General features: G+C 36.5%; 19 protein-coding genes and 2 pseudogenes. 14 read left to right on the top strand and 7 right to left on the bottom strand.

The genetic code is table 11. The features are described 5' to 3' along the window. Window positions 1-636: 636 nt before the first annotated feature. Together V7124_RS10810 and V7124_RS10815 are read left to right on the top strand one after the other, a co-directional pair. Window positions 637-1152 (top strand): hypothetical protein, encoded by a 516-nt coding sequence (locus V7124_RS10810; RefSeq protein ID WP_335488856.1) that lies wholly within the window; start codon window positions 637-639, stop codon window positions 1150-1152. 170 nt (window positions 1153-1322) lie between these two features. Next, window positions 1323-1460, top strand: a complete 138-nt coding sequence (locus V7124_RS10815; RefSeq protein WP_335488859.1) for a hypothetical protein — start codon at window positions 1323-1325, stop codon at window positions 1458-1460. Between the two features lie 185 nt (window positions 1461-1645). Here V7124_RS10815 and V7124_RS10820 read toward each other — a convergent pair whose 3' ends face one another. Further along, on the bottom strand, window positions 1646-2512 hold the full coding sequence (locus V7124_RS10820) for an RNA polymerase sigma-70 factor (protein WP_335488862.1): 867 nt from the start codon (window positions 2510-2512) through the stop codon (window positions 1646-1648). 15 nt (window positions 2513-2527) lie between these two features. Continuing rightward, window positions 2528-3799, bottom strand: a complete 1272-nt coding sequence (locus V7124_RS10825; RefSeq protein ID WP_335488865.1) for a phytoene desaturase family protein — start codon at window positions 3797-3799, stop codon at window positions 2528-2530. Between the two features lie 333 nt (window positions 3800-4132). On the opposite strand from V7124_RS10825, the gene V7124_RS10830 reads away from it, so the two are divergent. From V7124_RS10830 to V7124_RS10870, 9 genes and pseudogenes are all read left to right on the top strand, one after another. Beyond that, a complete protein-coding gene (locus tag V7124_RS10830; protein WP_335488867.1) occupies window positions 4133-4579 on the top strand; it encodes a GyrI-like domain-containing protein in 447 nt (148 codons plus the stop codon). Window positions 4580-4798: 219 nt separating this feature from the next. After that, entirely contained in the window at window positions 4799-5152 is a 354-nt protein-coding gene (locus V7124_RS10835) for a VOC family protein (RefSeq protein WP_335488870.1), read from the top strand. Between the two features lie 145 nt (window positions 5153-5297). Then, a complete protein-coding gene (locus V7124_RS10840; RefSeq protein ID WP_335410092.1) occupies window positions 5298-5831 on the top strand; it encodes a sigma-70 family RNA polymerase sigma factor in 534 nt (177 codons plus the stop codon). 1 nt (window position 5832) lies between these two features. Beyond that, a complete protein-coding gene (locus V7124_RS10845; protein WP_335488873.1) occupies window positions 5833-6825 on the top strand; it encodes a hypothetical protein in 993 nt (330 codons plus the stop codon). Window positions 6826-6874: 49 nt separating this feature from the next. Continuing rightward, window positions 6875-7006: pseudogene (locus V7124_RS10850) on the top strand (undecaprenyl-diphosphate phosphatase); the annotation flags it as partial. A gap of 387 nt (window positions 7007-7393) precedes the next feature. Continuing rightward, window positions 7394-7807, top strand: coding sequence for a VOC family protein (locus V7124_RS10855; RefSeq protein WP_335488876.1), 414 nt, complete (start codon window positions 7394-7396; stop codon window positions 7805-7807). A gap of 2 nt (window positions 7808-7809) precedes the next feature. After that, window positions 7810-8331, top strand: a pseudogene (locus tag V7124_RS10860) (GyrI-like domain-containing protein); the annotation flags it as partial. Window positions 8332-8481: 150 nt separating this feature from the next. Beyond that, window positions 8482-10092, top strand: a complete 1611-nt coding sequence (gene dcuS, locus V7124_RS10865) for a DcuS/MalK family sensor histidine kinase (protein ID WP_335488879.1) — start codon at window positions 8482-8484, stop codon at window positions 10090-10092. After that, entirely contained in the window at window positions 10085-10798 is a 714-nt protein-coding gene (locus V7124_RS10870; RefSeq protein WP_335488882.1) for a response regulator, read from the top strand. The genes dcuS and V7124_RS10870 overlap by 8 nt, the downstream gene beginning before the upstream one ends. A 41-nt stretch (window positions 10799-10839) precedes the next feature. Here the strand turns inward: V7124_RS10870 and V7124_RS10875 are convergent, their stop codons facing one another. The 4 genes from V7124_RS10875 to V7124_RS10890 all read right to left on the bottom strand — a co-directional run bounded on the left by V7124_RS10875 (window position 10840) and on the right by V7124_RS10890 (window position 13905). Then, window positions 10840-11382, bottom strand: coding sequence for a chromate transporter (locus tag V7124_RS10875; RefSeq protein ID WP_335488886.1), 543 nt, complete (start codon window positions 11380-11382; stop codon window positions 10840-10842). A gap of 20 nt (window positions 11383-11402) precedes the next feature. Beyond that, window positions 11403-12032 carry a chromate transporter gene (locus tag V7124_RS10880; protein WP_335412576.1) on the bottom strand — a complete coding sequence of 210 codons (630 nt, stop codon included), beginning with the start codon at window positions 12030-12032 and terminating at the stop codon, window positions 11403-11405. A gap of 285 nt (window positions 12033-12317) precedes the next feature. Beyond that, window positions 12318-13571 carry a dicarboxylate/amino acid:cation symporter gene (locus V7124_RS10885; RefSeq protein ID WP_335488888.1) on the bottom strand — a complete coding sequence of 418 codons (1254 nt, stop codon included), beginning with the start codon at window positions 13569-13571 and terminating at the stop codon, window positions 12318-12320. A 190-nt stretch (window positions 13572-13761) separates the two neighbouring features. Further along, window positions 13762-13905, bottom strand: a complete 144-nt coding sequence (locus tag V7124_RS10890; RefSeq protein WP_335488891.1) for a hypothetical protein — start codon at window positions 13903-13905, stop codon at window positions 13762-13764. A gap of 76 nt (window positions 13906-13981) precedes the next feature. Here V7124_RS10890 and V7124_RS10895 point away from each other — a divergent pair, with 76 nt between their 5' ends. Beyond that, window positions 13982-14389, top strand: coding sequence for an NUDIX hydrolase (locus V7124_RS10895; protein WP_335488894.1), 408 nt, complete (start codon window positions 13982-13984; stop codon window positions 14387-14389). An 84-nt stretch (window positions 14390-14473) separates the two neighbouring features. Here V7124_RS10895 and V7124_RS10900 read toward each other — a convergent pair whose 3' ends face one another. Next, a complete protein-coding gene (locus V7124_RS10900; protein WP_335488897.1) occupies window positions 14474-14677 on the bottom strand; it encodes a zinc ribbon domain-containing protein in 204 nt (67 codons plus the stop codon). A gap of 131 nt (window positions 14678-14808) precedes the next feature. On the opposite strand from V7124_RS10900, the gene V7124_RS10905 reads away from it, so the two are divergent. Further along, a complete protein-coding gene (locus V7124_RS10905; protein WP_335488901.1) occupies window positions 14809-15003 on the top strand; it encodes a hypothetical protein in 195 nt (64 codons plus the stop codon). 256 nt (window positions 15004-15259) lie between these two features. Continuing rightward, entirely contained in the window at window positions 15260-15874 is a 615-nt protein-coding gene (locus V7124_RS10910) for a GNAT family N-acetyltransferase (protein WP_335488903.1), read from the top strand. Window positions 15875-15975: the final 101 nt, after the last annotated feature.

Genomic DNA, 15975 nt, shown 5'->3' on the forward strand with positions numbered 1-15975 from the left:
ATATTATCATTCGTGGATATAAATTGCTTTCAAAATGAATTCCTTCCAACTATCGGGGGCTTTAATGTACAGAAGGGGGTGCTGTGGCAGTGCTTTTCTCGTGTCGTACTAACGGTTTGTTCAATAATTATTGATTATTTATAGTAAAAATATTATTATGTCTATATACATAGAATTTCTATATACATAAAATAACTAAGTATAAAAAAAGGTTAAATTAATTTAATCTGTAATTGAAATGGGGGAGAGTTATGAAAGGGTTAGCTTGGGCTTTGATGCTATTTTATTTACTCGTTACCGTATTTTGGATAGCAAATTCACCGTATTTATTTTCCATGCGGGGCATAGTTATATGGTTAATATCGATTGTTTTGGGGTTTATCGTTTATAAACAAATAAAAGAAAAAAACATTATAAGGAAACTTATGTTGTATTCGACTTCCTTTATGTTGTTTTTGCTTATAGTAACAGGTTTGATACATTGGACTATAACTTCTATGCCATAATGTCATCTTTAATTAACGGGTGCCAGAGTTAAACAAATGGTTGTTGGTAACTCCTTGTTCCTATGAGACTATTTAATTAAGGAAAATTATGGTTAACCAATTTACGAATAATCTTAAAAAGGGGTTCTATATGGGACGGAATTTAATTATTTTTATAACTGTAATTGGAACTATGCTTATAGTATTTGCTTTTTCATTAAACCATACCTTCCCTCGCTCATTTCATCACACATTTACAGAAACAACAGATTTAAGTAATGAAAACATTGAGGGACTGTTTTTAAATAATGAGTTTTATAGCGAAGAAATGTCACAAAAGTATGGGAAGAAAACAGAAAAAAGTAGAGATGTAACAGATTATGATTATTTTGAACTAAAGAAAGGCATTGAAGTAGCGGTAAATAAAACAGGTCAAATTACGAGATTTATTGTAACCGATGGTGATTTGGGAACTGCAAAGGGAATAAAAATTGGTAATGAAAAGAAGGATATTATAAAAGTTTATAGGGATAAATATTATTTTCGCTCGGAACAAGGAGCAGATATTATTGGTTATGTAGATAAGAAAAGAGAAACATCCTTAGAATTCTGGTTGTTTGAGGACAAAGTTAAATTTTATAAACTTGATAATACATCAATGAAGTAAAAGCTATTTATTTAGATTTCAATTTTCCCTTTTAGTTGTATTGAGTGTAATAATTTTACTTAAAGTAACGGGCAGCCTTGAATAACGATTTGAGATTAAAATGATTTGAAACCTTCTTAAATCAAAAACGTAATTTATTATAGAAGAAGATTTGAAAAGGGAGTAAACTAATGAGCTATTTTGAAAGAGTTAAAGAAATTCACCAACTTCAATGGGAGCTATTTATTGATTACTGGTATGTACATTTTGGTATTATTCTATTAGGTTTAGGGATAGTTTTAGTTTGGATATTAAAGAAAAAGACATAAGGGAATTTTTCAAGCTAATTCGGAATTTAATACTAGAAGGAATAAAGCGCCTTTATAAAAAGGGAGAAAAAATGATTATTTCGATAAAGAGCAAAAAAGCAGCTGGCTTAGATAGATGAGCCAGCTGTTTTTTGTGTCTGATTGATAGAAAGAGAACTGCGATTTTAGTGCTTGTATGGAGTATTCTATTGCAAATGTCGTAGTTTTTCGGGATTGGCAACCGAGTAGATCGTCTGAATTCGATTGCCGTTAAAGGCAAAGGAGTAAACATATTGTAGGGAATCATCGGTTGTTAATATCAGTCCTGGAAGCCCGTTGACTGTACCAAATGTGAGGGTGAACTTTCCTGCATACATTTTCAATAAGTTTTGAAGCAATTGAATTACTTTGGAAGCGCCGAAAATAGGCATTTGTGCGGCTTTTACTTTGCCGCCGCCATCCGAGTACATTGCGACATCTTCGCTGACCAGGTCCAATAATTGATTTACGTTTCCAGTTAAGAGGGATTGGACAAACTCTTTTACTTTAGATTCCGCCATTGTAATCGAAGGTTGTTTCTTAGGGGCATATACCATGCTTTTCTTCGCACGGTGAAAAATTTGCCGGCAGTTTGCATTGCTTTTTCCAAGAATTTCAGCTATTTCATCATAAGAGTATTGGAAGACTTCGCGAAGCAAAAAGACAGCTCGTTCTATCGCATTAAGTTGTTGTAATAATAGCAAGTATGCGGTTGAAATGGACTCTTGTAGCACAAAGGCTTGCGATGGATCGTTCGGTGAATTCTGTGCTTCAAGCAGTGGTTCTGGAAGCCAAGGTCCGACATATATCTCACGTTTTTTTGCGGATGATTGTATTAAATCCAGACAGCGATTGGTAACGATCTTACATAGATACGCTTTTTTGTTTTCAATATGTTCGAGGTTGGGGAGCTGATTGAAGGTTATAAACGCTTCTTGCACAATATCCTCTGAATCCATCACGCTGCCCAACATACGGTAGGCTAAGGAAAAAAGCAGTGGTTGATAGGTTTGATATAATCCTTCCATACTCATAATTTGATTTCCTCTCTAGTATTTATTAACTTGTGAAACGGCACGTTTAGCGCTAGCCACGGAGGCATCAACGAGTAGCTCCCCGTGTGAGACCCAGTCACCAGCAACATAGAGTCCCTCAATCTCAGGAACAGCAGGGCCTGGCTCCTCCATTCTTTTCATATGAGGAAAATCGTGGACAACCGTCATTTTCGGCAGGAACTGTCTAATAACCAATTCATTCCGCCAGCCCGGTTGAACCACATCTAACACTCGCTCCAACTCACCCTCATCCTTCTCAGCATCAGTTTGTGGACCCTGATATTTAAAAAGCGATATCACTTGTGTCCCATCATCACTCATGATAGCTGGTCTTGGTTTTCCCTCCCGTGTTTGGTGGGTAAAGAAAATTGGTTGATCCAATCCATAGATAAATTGGTGCTCATGTATGGGCAGCTGGCGCAATCCAACATCTAGACAAGCAACCGTAACAGGAATCGCTTGCTTGTTCCACGTGTCGAGTGCTGTTTGATCGGCATGTGGAACTAGTTTGTGAGAAATAGCAGGTGGTGTAGTTAGTATAACATTCGATGCTTCTATTCTAGCGCCACCCTCACATAAAATCGAGTGTACTTTTTTATCTTGATGTTCGACTGCAGCCACTTTACAACCGGTGACTAGCTCCACTCCTTGTTGGACAGCAAGTTCACGCAGCTGTTCTACGATTGTCCCCCAGCCTTTATCGAGATACAAGACTCCTTTTAGTGCACGCTGCATCTGCTTTAAGGCAGGACCGGCAGCGTGTAATTCAGGTGCAAGCACATAAGTGGATGTTCGGAGCAGTGCATAGAACACGTTGCGCAGCATGGGGTCATGCAATTGAGTTTCAATCCAATCACGGATACTGATCTGGTTCCAAACACTTGTGTCCATTTTTACAAATTTAATGAACCATTTTGCAAACTCGAGCTTTCCTCCCCAACTTAGGAGCGGCGTTTGAAGGAAGGAGGATGCATTCGTTGGGAAGGGCAAGAGTTGTTTTTTCCACATCCCGTAAGCATCAATAGACGGTGTGCTTCCCTCAAGACGTAATCCGAGTTCGCGGAATGCTTCAAACGCTTCCCCTTTATACAGTGCATGCGCACCCAAATTAAAATATACCCCCTGCTTTTTGTTGGTGATGGCTCTGCCTCCCAATTGTTTTTGTTGTTCTAATACAATGGTTCGTTTCCCTGCTTTGGCTGCATAGATCGCTGCTGTTAAACCTGCAATTCCCCCGCCTACAATAGCCACTTCATATTTTGTCATCGTCATCATCCTTTTCGATTAGTTACTAATATAACGGAGGAGTGAATGATTTTGTGACAAAAAGGAGGTGAAAGTTTTTTTGATGGAGTGGATTGCTAGGATAATACGAACTGATTCAAGAAGCATATTTACGCACCGCACCAAAGCGTTAGGTAAAAGAATGGAATGATGCATAAGAAGTGAGTTTTTAATAGCAACGGGGAAAAGAGACCTTGATTGGTAGTTGCTTAGATCAGTATGAAATCCACACTTCAATGCAGGAAGTAAGGATTTTTTGTTGAATAAATAAAATTAAAATATAAATGGAATTTTTATGTGACTGGAGAGGTTAAAATGCCGTTTATGATGGTTAAAAAAGAATTTAAGCTTGTTGGATTAAAAGGTAGTGGGGAGTTTGTTAACTATGGTCATGAAGTACCCTTGCTTGCAAAGAATCTATTAAGTCGCTCAAACGAAATCCTAGATCCAACAGAGACCGAAATTGCATTATTTGAGCCTAAAAAGGATGAGGAGCATAGGATAGGTCATTATTATGTAGGGCTAGTTGTGAGTGAGAAATTAAATGAAGTACCAACAGGAATGGAATATATTGAAACAAATAAAAGTTACATAACTACAAGTGGGAATATATCTAAATTGGAAGAACTTCATTCGAATTTATTGGATTGGGCAGAAGAACAAGGTTATCAAAGAGATCTCGATTCTTATATTATCGAGACATATCATCCAATGGGGGAAGGAGATGAAGAAGTACAGATTTATATACCAATTCAAGCTTAAAAGTACAAATCATAAACCTTCTTCAACAAACTTCAGGAGTTGGAGTAGGATATATATGGAATTAATTATTTCCTTCGTTTATATTTCCTGAGATTTGATATTTATGTAAAAAGAAAGGTGCTTGTTCAAGGACTTCATTTTTGCGTCTTTTTTACTAAAAGATAGGATTTTATATTAAATATGTGGAATATGTAACTAAGCTAATTTAAGGGGGTTTTTATGGATAATCCTATTTTAAAACAAATTGGAACAGTATTTATCCCAGTTAGCAACATAGAAAAAGCAAGAGATTGGTACTGTGATATTTTAGGGCTAGAAACAGAAGGGGAAATTCAGTTTGGTCATCTATACGTTATACCTATGGAAGGTACAGGGATTGTGTTAGATAGCAAGATTTATTCAGAGGATAGAATATTTAAAACTCCAGCATTCCACTTCAATACAAAAAACATTGAGGAAGCATTTCATTTTATGAAGATGAAGGGTGTTAATTTGACAACAGAAATTGAACATAATCATTATTTTAATTTCAAAGACCCTGATGGAAATATGTTAATGATTTGCGAATGTTAATAGTAAGTTAACTGGTGCTTATGTTCATGTTAATGCTACTCAGTAAGAGTAGCATTTTCTATTTTAACAATAAAAAATGAAACCAATAAAGAACTCAGTCGTCTTAGCATTAAGTGAGAAATGAGGTGGTATAAGCTTGAGTAGAGTGATGGGTAAGGAAAATGGAAATCCAGAAAATAAAGAGGCCTGGTTTGAAACGATTATGGATGAATATGGTGACAGGCTAACTAAGCTTTCCTATAACTATACAAAGGATTGGAGTCTGGCAGAAGATATCGTTCAGGATGTATTCATTACTTGTTATAAAGAATATGAAAATCTTGATAAGATTGTATCTTATAAAGCTTGGATATTTAGAATCACAATAAATAAGTGTAAAGATGTAGTAAAGAGTTCTGTTTTTAAAAGGGTTGTTACCAACTCGAACCTCCTTTTACTTACAAAATCTTCAGAACTATCACCGGAAATGTCCATAATCAAGAGTAGCGAAGAGGCATTTTTATCTACTTGTGTTTTACTACTACCCATTAAATATCGTGAGGTTATTACACTATATTATTATGAGGGGTTATCGATTGAAGAAATAAGTGAAATCTTGAAGATAAATAGAAATACCATAAAAACTAGACTGGATAGGGCAAGGATGAAATTAAAAGCATTGATGGAAAGGTGGAGGTAAAATGGAGAAAGAACTAAGCAATTTACGAAAAGCAATGAATTCTTCCACTCACAAAGGTGTACACTTTACAGAAATACAGAAAAAAAAGATTAGAGCCTCACTTCATCAGCAAGAAATAAATGGTAGTAGAAAACCAAATTTATCTATTTATTTCATCACCGCTCTGGCAGCATCCTTGTTTGTCATATTGTTTTATACAGATTTATTAGCCAATTTATCTTCGCATGAGGGTGTGAAGCAAGGAACCAAGCAGACTCTTGAAAGCGAGTGGAAGGTTAGAAATGAATACGCAAGGAAGGGTCAGGTCCTGTTCAGTGTTTCCCCAGATCCTAATCTTACTGCCGGTAAACCTTTTGGCTATATGTTTAGTTTTAAGGAACCTTTTGTTGCCTATAAGGGAAAAGAAATAGAAATATACGCGCATAAAGAGACAGGGGAGCGTATTAATGTATTACCTCCAAAAAAGATTACCGAACCTTCCCCTGGATACTCAAGTTTAGGTAGATTCACTACATCATTAATGGTACCCGAAAGCGGACTTTGGAAGTATGAAATATTTCTTGATAAGAAATTATACGGAGACGTCGTATTGTCTGTTGGAGATGTTCCTAACTTTGTAAAAACAATGGACTTCGAAATGATTGACTGGAACCGAAAAGCGGTGAATTTAGGTAACAATATCATAGGGAATGAAAATAAATCCGGTGTTATTGGTGCTGATAAGCCAAGCATAAACAGTAATCAAAAGTGGATGTGGCATCTTTGGGGGACTGAAAATCCCACTCAGCTAACGGTTGTAGGTTTTCACAGAGAAACCAAAACGGTCCACCAAATCCTAACAACAGGTTGGTCGATAGGTCTTGGAGGCGAGAATAATGGAGCAGATGCTCACACACCTTCAAGCGTAAACATTCCAACAGCAGGAGAATGGGCGATATTACTTTATGTTGATGAGAAACTTTTCGATGTATTAATCTATAACATTCATCATTAATTAAATAGGCAAAGAAGGATGTTAACAATCATGTTAACGTCCTTCTTTGGCATTTATTGCAACACTTTTAATGACATATTTTGCGATGAAGTGGTTTATGGGAATAATGAAAAATGGAAAGCTGGTTTATTTCACATACTATTGTTTCATCGTAGGAGCATTACTTCTAATTTTCTTCTAACGGATATTAACTTTTGAACTACCAGTGCGTTTCTTCCAGATCAGCTGCCATTTCAGGCGGCTTTTTCTTATTGCTAAAGCAACAGTTCAGTACAAGATTAAGTAATAATAAAGGGAAAATAAGACAACAGATAGAAGTAGATATATAGAAATTAGGAGGGTTTTTATGGAAGAATATCAAATGGTTATATACGCTCCTTTCAATGTCCATATGTAGAGGTTGCGACAGAATATATAATTGTAGGTGCGAATAAATTGGGTATTGATGTCAAAATAATTGATTTTAAAAACAGAGAAGAATATTTATAGATTGATAAATTATCATATATCAAACGAAAAAAGGAGATTTTCATGTTGATTTATAAAAGATTTCAAAGGAGACTAAATAATGGATGAAAAATTATTAAGGATAGGAACCACATATATACCAGTAACGAATGTTGACCTTTCTTCAGATTGGTATGTAAAAAAATTAGGGGCAGAATTAAGCTACAAGGATCAAGACAAAGCTATTCTAAACTTTGCCAATCAAAGCATTTTTCTTGTGAAGTCTAATGAAAATCAAAGTTCAAATTTCTTTGATATTTACGGCAATGAGCATTTTTCGCTAACATTCGAAGTAAATGGATTAAATGCATTAAAAGCTATACATAGAGACTTTAAGGAAAACAAAATTAGGGTTGGGGAGATTGAGGACAGAGGACATTCTGGGAGGAATTTTGTTTTTTATGATTTAGATGGTAATAAATTTGATGTTTGGAGTGAACTTAGTCCAGTCTTCAAAGAAAAGTTTCTTAATTAGGAAAAGGGGTTTCTCTAAGAATTTTCTTTATACTATCGATAAAAGGGGGGGGGGCAGAAATGGAGTATCGGATTGAGAATCTTGATTTTGATTTAAAGGTTATAGGGAAAGGAAAGATAGTCAAAACAAGTAAAGCCTATAAAACAATTCCTACGCTTTGGAGTGGGGCCAAAAAAGATGGATTTATGCAGCAATTGATTGATATGTCCTGGGAAGAACCAAAATGCACACTTGAAAGTCTTTTGGGCGTTTGTGGAAAAGAAGCAGCCATTATAGATGAAGAATTTACATACTTTATGGGTATCCGATATGATGGAGAGGTCCCAAGTGATATGGAAACGTTAACTATAACTCATAGTACATGGGCTGTTTTTCCAGGTATAGCGGATGCTTGGCAGCGCTTATACACAGAATGGTTTCCAACTTCTGGATACGAACTTGCTGATATGCCTTGTATCGAATGTTATTATCCACCAAAGCATAAACCTAGAAACGAACTCTGGATTCCAGTAATGCCTAAATAAAAACATATTAATAATATAAAAATCATTATTGAGCACCCTCATGGTGCTTTTTTTGCCCGAAAAATCAAAAAATATTTTTATCCTAGCAAGTAAAATTAAGATAAAATAAATAGTATAGGTTCAACGAAGCAAGCAGCGGAGGGTTCATTGTTGAAAACCAAACATTTCAAGTTTAAATTAAGTACGGTTATTATTTTTTATGTTTGTTTAGTAGTACTTGTATCTTTAATGATTACAGATTTGTTAATAAGTAATACCGTCAGTGAAAATATTAGAATACATCAGGAAGAGAAAGCTAGGATGATTTCAAGATCGATTGCAACCTCTACGATTATTATTGAAGCATTGAAGGACGAACAGAAGACAAAGGAGATCCAGGAGCATACCTTGGAAATTCAATCTGCCACCGACATGATGTTTATCGTCGTCATGGATATGAAAGGGATCCGGAAGTCGCACCCTAATCCAGAACAAATTGGAAAACACTTTGTTGGTGGGGATGAAAAGAAAGCGCTTAACGGGGAAGAGTATGTATCAAGTTCGCGAGGGACTTTAGGGGAATCATTAAGAGCCTTTACACCCATTTACAATGTGGTTGGTGAACAGATTGGTGCGGTAGCAGTCGGTATTTCGCTGGAAAGTGTAGAAGCTGCCTTGGGGAAAAGTCACCGAAGCATCCTTACTGTCACTGTGTTAGGTTTACTTGTTGGGATTATTGGTGCTGTATTACTAGCGAGATATATTAAGAGAATTCTATTTGGCCTTGAACCTTTTGCGATTGCTAAAATTTTTGAGGAGCGCAGCACCATGCTCCAGTCTACACATGAGGGAATTATTGCTGTTGATCATGAACAAACTATCACCTTGGTTAATCAATCAGCAAGGCAAATTTTTCAAAGGGCAGGGCTTTTCCAAGAACCTATTGGAATGAAAATTCATGATTATTTGTCTACAACCAGACTTGATCAAGTTTTGGAAACAGGCCATTCGGAATTAGATGAAGAACAGATTATTAATGGTGTCTCGATACTGGTAAATCGTGTCCCCCTTGTTGTTAATGGCGAGGTTGTTGGTGCGATTTCAACCTTCCGGGACAAGACCGATGTCAAACAAATGGCAGAGCAATTGACAGGTGTGAAAAACTATGCGGATGCGCTTCGTGCACAATCCCATGAGTTTATGAATCGCTTGCATGTCATACTTGGAATGGCCCAAATGAAGTACTACGATGAACTAACGGATTTTATTCGTACTTTAGTTGGCCATTATAATCAGGAGCTCGGAAACATCGCCCAGCATATTAAAGACCCTGCACTGGCAGGATTTCTTATGGGGAAATTAAGCTATGCCAGGGAAGAAAATGTGGAGTTTATTATAGAGGTCAATACTGTGATCCCTGAGCCGGCGAATCCTAAGAGTGCCCATGAGTTAATCACCATTCTTGGAAATTTAATCGATAACGCGATTGAAGCTATGGCTGACTCTATCGATAAAACACTTGAGGTTGTCCTTAACTTTTCGGATGAAGTATTGACAATGGATGTTTTGGACTCCGGGCCAGGAATTCCTGATGAGATTCAAAAAAGAGTTTTTGAAAAAGGCTATTCCACAAAAGGCGATAATCGTGGCTATGGACTTTATTTGGTTACAAAAAGTATTGAGAACTTAGGCGGAGAAATGATCGTTGATTCTAGATCACTGCTAGGAACAGAGATTCATATACGAATTCCTTACGGGGTAAAGGAGGCGAAACATGATTAAGGTTCTGATAGTAGAAGATGATCCAATGGTAGCAGAGTTTAATAAACGTTATTTGAAAGAAATGAAGGGATTTTGTTTATCTGGTATTGTCCATAACGTTAAGGATGCCAAGGAGTTTCTTGAGAGGGAACAGGTTAACCTCATGTTACTTGATGTCTATATGCCAGGTACCAATGGTCTGGAACTGCTTCATTATATTAGAGAACAAAAAGTGGACGTTGATGTTATTTTAATAACCGCTGCTGCAGACACAGAAAAAATCCAAACTGCCTTAAGGCTTGGCGCAGTTGATTTTTTGATTAAACCGTTTGAGTTTGATCGATTTAACCAAGCATTGCAGCAATATAAAGAAAAATACGCTATTTTTGAAAAGAACAAAGTCTATAAACAGGAAGATTTAGATGATAGGATCCTTCATTCTAATCAAAAAACGTCTGAGGCTGTAACCGATGATTTGCCAAAAGGTTTAACCTTTAGTACGTTACAGAACATTATCAATGTGATTAAATCCAAAGAAGGCAGCCTTTTTTCAACCGATGATATCGCAGAGAGTACCTACATATCGCGAGTATCAGTCCGAAAATACTTGAAATATCTAACCCAACTCGGAGTACTTGAGGAGTCATTGACATATGGAATTGGAAGACCCGTTTACTTTTACACATTGAAAAAGGATAAGCTTCATCTAGTGACTATTTATCTTTAAAAAAAGTGGCTTTTGCCACTTTTTTTAGTTGAATCGAATTTTTAAGAATAGAGGGCTATACCCACCAGTCCAGAAAGTGTAATAACATAAACAGGATTCCACCGGAGTTTGAGTAAAGCAAATAATGAAAGGCCAAAGATGATTACTAAGCTAATGGAACGGAACGATATATCTAATGTTATTAGATTATTGGCCAAAGCAAATTTAATCGCTGCGTAGATAATTAAACTCGTCACTAATGGCTTTAATCCATAAAACATTCTTTCCACTACAGGGTTATGGTGCAGTTTAATAAATAAGGCTGCAACGGTGATAACTAAGATAAGGGAGGGCAGCAAAATAGCAACCGCTGATAGGATAGCGCCACGGATGCCTGCAGCTGAATATCCGATTAGAATGGCACTATTGACGGCTACGGGTCCTGGGGAGATTCCAGCGAGTGCAATCATATTCGTCAATCGTTCAGCAGACATCCACCCGTATTCAGTTACTGCCTTTTCCATAATTGGAAGCATCGCATAGCCTCCTCCAAAGGAAACAAAGCCCATTAAAAAAAATGTTCGAAAAAGTTCCCACAATACCATTCTGATACACCACCTTGTTGTTAAATACCAGCACCCATAAAATAATCTGGATCCTTGGTAGGGTCTACTTCCGTAGCTTTCTTTACTTCTATGCTGTAGCCTAATTTTTTCTTAATGGATGTTACTACTAATCCAGTAATCGCCCCGAGCAGGATGGCAATAATCGGATGGATGAAAAATAGTACAGGTACTCCTATAACCATAATAATAAATGTAGTCTTGTCAAAAATGGCTGTTTTGGCAATTTTAAATCCCGCATAGACAATAATTGCTACAATTGTGGCTCTTATTGAAATAAATGCAGCTTCTAACTTTGGATTATCTTGAACATAAAAATAGGAGGTTCCTACACCAAGGACAATTAAAAAGGTGGGCAGTGAAACACCAATCAAAGCAGTAAGCGCTCCTCGGATCCCAGCAATTCTATGTCCAATAAATGTGGCTGAATTTATGGCAACAGCACCCGGTACAGTTTGAGATAAGGCGATTACATCGGAAATGTCTTCATGCGTTAACCATTTTCGCTTTTCTACTATTTCTTTTATGATTAAAGGGATCATCGCAAAACCCCCGCCAAACGTTACAGGACTAATCTTAAAAAACGACCAAAAAAGTTGAAACAATAAAACCCTTTGCGCTTTCGTTTTCATAAATATCCTTCTTTCCACAAGATCAAACAGAGAGAATCCATTCAACTTAATAATCCATCATCCTATATAAAGGTACCAAAAGAGAGCAGGTCGGTAAAGGCACAATAATTAGGTGAAATAATAAGGTGAAACAATTAGGTCAATAATTTGATGATAATAATTTGGTGACAATAATTTGGTGACAGGCACCACTCGTGGACACTGTCCACCTCAGGCGGACAGTTCATAGATGGAAAATGGAATAAATAAAAAAATGTGAGCCGGAGGGGCTCACATTTTTTTAGGCTATGCTGTGAATTGTTTTGTGTCTGGTACTTCCTGTACGGGTTTGAATTCGCCTTCGGTTTTGGAGATGATGACAGTTGCTACTCCGTTTCCGATGAGGTTTGTGATGGCACGTGCTTCTGACATGAAACGGTCAACCCCAAGAATAAGTGCCATTCCTTCCACCGGGATGGAAGGGAAAACCGCGAGTGTTGCAGCTAAAGTAACAAATCCGGAACCTGTTACACCTGCTGCTCCTTTTGAAGTTAACATCAACACCGCAAGCAGAGTGATTTGCTGCCAAATACTTAAGTCTACTCCATATGCTTGAGCGATAAAAAGTGCTGCCATCGAAAGATAAATCGAAGTTCCATCAAGATTAAAAGAATATCCAGTCGGAAGTACCAATCCTACAACAGGCTTAGAACAGCCGTACTTTTCAAGCTTTTCCATCATCTTTGGCAATGCTGCTTCAGAGGATGAAGTTCCGATTACGAGAAGGATTTCTTCTTTTATATAGGCAATGAATTTGAAAATACTAAAACCAAACAATTTAGCAATTCCGCCAAGAACTAAGATGATGAATAATGCCATTGTAAGATATACAGAGCCCATTAATTTTCCAAGATAAACAAGTGATCCAACTCCGAATTCTCCAATTGTGTATGCCATGGCACCAAATGCCGCAAATGGAGATACTTTCATAATAATGTTAACAATACCGAAGAAGACATCTGCAGTTTTTTCAAAAAATTCTAAAATTGGTTTTCCTTTATTACCTAAATGAGCCAATGAAATTCCGAATAAGACAGCTAAGAGAAGTACTGGTAATAGCTCTCCTTTTGCAAAAGCACCTATAAAGCTATCAGGAATAACCGATAAAACAAAATCCATAAATCCGTGACTAGTTTCAGCTGCTTTTTCTGTGTATTGAGAGATATCTCCTTTTCCAGCTTCTGCATCAATTCCCTTTCCAGCCTTTATAACGTTTGCAACGATAATCCCGATGGCTAATGCAATGGTGGAGACAATTTCAAAGTAAAGCAAAGCTTTGCCTCCGATTTTACCAACTTTCTTTAAATCTCCCATACCGGCGATTCCAATTACGATCGTTAGGAAAATAATTGGAGCAATCACCATTTTTACTAGTTTTATAAAAATATCTGCAATGACCTTTAGTTGTGAGCCAATCTCAGGAAAAACAAAACCTACTGAAATACCGAGAATAATCCCCAAAATAACCTGGGTAGTGAGATTCTTAAAATTTATTTTCATTATCCACGCCTCCTATTCATATTTTTGAAAACGATTTCAATTTATTGAATTATCCATATATTACAGTTTTGTGAATACTTAAAATAGTTTATATTACTTTAAAAATTGTTTTGTAATTAAAATAACTAGCCTGTTGATGAAATAATTGGAAAAAGTAAAAGCTGCCAAGTTGGCAGCCTGTCTGGAAAAATCATTGTTTACTGTTAGGATTTTGAATTGGAACATTCTTCGGCCTCTCTGGATAGGACGCCTTGCCTGAATCATCTGGACCAGTAAGTTGATTTCTTTGATTGAGTACTTTCCCGGTATATTCAATTGGATTATTTTTTGACATTTTTTCCACCTCCATGTAATAGTATGGTTGAAAAGTAAATGACCAATTCAACTGAGTATGAGTGGAGGAGGAAAAAATGCCGGTACCAAAACATATCGTTTCAGCGGCAGCGATAGTCTTAAATGAAAAGAATGAACTATTGCTGATTAAAGGCCCACGAAGAGGCTGGGAAATGCCTGGCGGGCAGGTGGAAGTAGGAGAATCCTTAAAGGATGCGGTTATCCGGGAAACAAAAGAAGAATCTGGGATTGATATTGAAGTTATAAAGTTTTGTGGGATCTTTCAGAACGTAGAGGAATCCATTTGTAATACATTATTTTTAGGGAAGCCAATTGGCGGGGAGTTAACAACGAGTCCAGAAAGTCTGGAAGTTGGATTCTTTCCGCTGGAAGTAGCTTTGGAAATGGTCACATGGAATAACTTTAGACAAAGAATTGAATATTGTTTAGACGAGCAACATCATCCTTTTTATTTTGGTTTTTAACATGTTTAAAATACATATAAAAAGCGGCTTAATGCCGCTTTTTTGGAACCATTTAGAGACTGCCTATCAAATTTTTAATTTTTATTATCCAAAAAATAAATCAAGGATATTGGAGGATTTGGATGTTTTTTTATTATAGAATTCGGAATATCCACATTTTTTACAAGAGATAACGATAAACGTGTTATGCTGAAGATCAAGAATTTTAGATATGCCAGTTCCGGTCATAGCAACTTCCTTTTGCCCAGTATCTCGGGACCCACATTTTATACAACCTTTTTCGCTCATTATTTATTCCTCCCTTTTAAAAAAACTTCCATATATTTACGGAAATAATACTCAAAAGGTTTCATAATAATCAACTAAGCTTGTCGTCACATCAGAAAAAAGGTAAAATTCAATAAAAGTAGAAATGAGGGATGATAGTGGCATTTGATATTTCAATGCTTGGGATGGGTTATTTTAGCCTAGAATCTGCAGCAGTTGATAAGAGTCCAAGTGAGATGGTTATCACTGACGATAAAGAGAAAAGCTTTTACATCGTATCACGCGAAATTTATGAGAATGGTCCCCAGCAAGAAGGATATAAAATCATCGTTAATGAAGGAGAGTAAGTAATTCTCCTATAAGCAAGATGCGTGGTGATCCTACCGGGTTCCGTATCACAAGCTTTTATTGTTAGCCCACGTAATGAATTTAAACAATCGGGTGCATTGATCCACGAAGGATTAATGCACCTTTTTGTTGAACTTTATTGAAGTTACGAGGAAGGTTATCTGCCACATTGAGATTGTCATGATTCGGTGTTTTTTACTAAAGCAATAGTCATTTTCATTTTTATGAGAAAATTAAAAATGGGGAGTGTCATATATGCAATCAAAGGATTATAAGTTTAAAATAGTCAAAGCTAATAAAACAGATTTAGATATAAGAAAAATGATGGCTGAAATTTTTGCAGAAAGCTTTACACAATGGCTTATCTTTTTTTCCAAAGATAAAAACGTTATTGCAAAAGCTTTTGCTCATATGTTTATTTTGGAACAATTTTATGTAGCTATAGCAAATGGCGAAGTTGCTGGAGTTACGGCATGTACAGATGGAAAAAATAGATCGGTAAGATTAAATAAAAAAGAGTTGAGAAAGCACTTAGGTTTCTTCAAGGGAAGCATGGCAGGAATCTTTTTAAAAAAGGAATTTGAAGCTCCTTATGAAAACTTCCCTCCAAATACAGGATCAGTTGAATTTGTTGGAACGGCACCGAAATTCCGTGGACAGGGTGTAGCATCTCAAATCATCCTGCATATCATTGAAAATACACCGTACAATGATTACATCATTGAAGAAGTTGCAGATACGAATACACCGGCAATGCAGTTGTATAGGAAACTTGGTTTTGAAGAATACAAAAGAAAGCCTATCCCAGAGAAGATAGCCAAGAAAATTGGAGTCAATAATTTTTTGTCTTTGAAGTATGTAAAAAGATAAGGGTTTTCTTTTGAAACATTGGGGAAGGTGAAGGATAATTGAACTAAATGAGAACCCTATTTTTCCTAGATTGTGAGTATTTCACTTAAACTAAAGGAAAA

The organism is Neobacillus niacini (genome assembly GCF_036961885.1).
GTDB classification, from domain to species: Bacteria; Bacillota; Bacilli; order Bacillales; family Cytobacillaceae; genus Neobacillus; species Neobacillus niacini_H.